Source organism: Rhizobacter sp. P3_B12, assembly GCF_056402895.1.
Map to the genome: position 1 here is coordinate 1 of NZ_JBFUGN010001085.1, position 1,959 is coordinate 1,959.

The following is a 1,959-nucleotide window of genomic DNA, read 5'->3' on the forward strand; positions in this document are numbered from 1 at the left end:
GTGTCCGAGGGCCGGGCCGACGCCGGGTAGTGCTCGCGAACGTAGCCGTTCTCGCTGACGGTGCTGCGAGAGCCGGCAATGGCGCTGACGGTGCGAAAGGCCTGCACCGGCGCCACGCCGTGGCGCTCGGCCAGCCACTGGTAGCCGATCCAGTCGGTCACTTCGGAATCCCGGGTTCGTGATGAAAATCGATTAACGGCCCGAGATATTGATTAGAAATCGACCAATCGTCAATAAAACGATTACAAACCCTTCACTTCACCGGCTTGAACGCGATCACGTCGACTTCCACCTTCGCGTCCACCATCAGCCGCGCCTCGGTCGTCGAGCGCGCCGGTTTCCCGTTCGGAAAGTAGCTCATGTAGATGCGGTTGAACGCGCCGAAATCGCGCGCGTCCTGCAGCCAGCAGGTGCTCTTGCAGACGTCGTCGAAGGTCGCGCCGGCCAGTGCCAGCACCGCCTTCAGGTTCTCCATCACCTGGCGCGTCTGCGCCTCGATGCCGCCGGCGACGATCTCGCCGTTCGCATCCGCCGGGACCTGCCCCGACACGTAGATGAAGTCGCCGGCGCGCACGGCCGGAGAGAACGGCCGCGCCTGGCGGTCGGAAGCCACCGGCGGGGCGCCAAGGTATTCGAGGGGCATGGAAGACTCCTTCAGGGTGAAAACAGTGCAGCTGCGCACCATAGATGTGAAAGTGTCTTTCAGTCAACACCATCACATGGCGGGTAAACCCCGATTATTTGGCACGGCGATTGCTCCATAGTCGCGTCGTTCTGAAAAATACTTTCAGATTCCAGCCGTTCTGCTTCTTGGAGAGCCCGCCATGTCCCGCACCGACTCCCTCCCCCGCCGCACCCTGCTGAAGCTGCCCGCCGCGCTCGGCCTGGCCGCCTGCCTGCTCGGCGCCGCCGGCACCGCGCAGGCCCAGGGTCCGCGCAACTTCGCGACGCTCGCGATGGTCGGCGAGCCGCAGACGCTCGACCCGATGGCCTCCACCGCCGACCTGGTCGGCACCATCATGCAGCACGTCTACGAGCCGCTCTACACCTTCGACGCGAAGTGGAACGTGGTGCCGATGCTGGCCGAAGCGCAGCCCAAGATCAGCGCCGACGGCAAGACCTACACGATCACCCTGCGCAAGGGCGTGATGCTGCACAGCGGCCGCGAACTGAACGCCGACGACGTGGTCGCGAGCCTGCAGCGCTGGATGGAGCAGGCGCCGCGCGGCAAGGCCGTCGGCAAGGAGCTCGACAGCCTCAAGGCGACCAGCCCGCTGGCGGTGCAGATCGTGCTGAAGAACCCGTATGCGCCGCTGCTGGCCCAGCTCGCGCTGCCGAGCGGCATGGCCGCCATCATGGCCAAGGAGGCGATCGCGACGCCGCTGAAGGAGTTCGTCGGCACCGGCCCGTACCGCTTCAAGGAGCGCAAGCCCGATGCCTACGTGCTGCTGACGCGATTCGACAAGTACAGCGCCCGCAAGGAGCCGGCGAGCGGCTACGCCGGCAAGCGCGAGGCGCTGATCGAGGAGCTGCGCTTCGTGCCGGTGCCCAATGCCAACACCCGGGTCGAAGGCGCGCTCGCCGCGCAGTACGACTTCGCCGACCTGCTGCCGGTCGAGGCGCTGTCGCGGCTCGAGAAGGCGGCCGGCAAGACGGTGCCGATCCTGACCACCTCGTTCGGCTTCCCATACCTGGTGCTGAACACCAAGGAAGGCGTGGCCGCCAGCGTCGGCGTGCGCCGCGCGCTGCAGACCGCGATCGGCGAGGGCGAGATGCTGGCCGCCGGCTTCGGCGACACCCGCTTCTTCAGCGCCGAGGGCAACCACTTCCCGAAGGGCTCGCCGTTCTACTCGAACGCCGGCACCGATGCCTACAACCCCCCCAATGCGAAGAAGGCCAGGGACGACTCCGAGAAGGCCGGCTACAAGGGTGAGCCGGTGCGCGTGCTGACGAGCCGCC

General features: G+C 66.6%; 2 protein-coding genes. One reads left to right on the plus strand and one right to left on the minus strand.

Going from position 1 to position 1,959, the window contains the following annotated elements:
• Nucleotides 1-253: 253 nt before the first annotated feature.
• Nucleotides 254-643 (minus strand): RidA family protein, encoded by a 390-nt coding sequence (locus tag AC1D01_RS32385; RefSeq protein ID WP_073463741.1) that lies wholly within the window; start codon nucleotides 641-643, stop codon nucleotides 254-256.
• Nucleotides 644-824: 181 nt separating this feature from the next.
• Between AC1D01_RS32385 and AC1D01_RS32390 the strand changes: the two genes are divergently transcribed.
• On the plus strand, nucleotides 825-1,959 hold a 1,135-nt coding region (locus AC1D01_RS32390; RefSeq protein WP_477873603.1), incomplete at its 3' end, for an ABC transporter substrate-binding protein.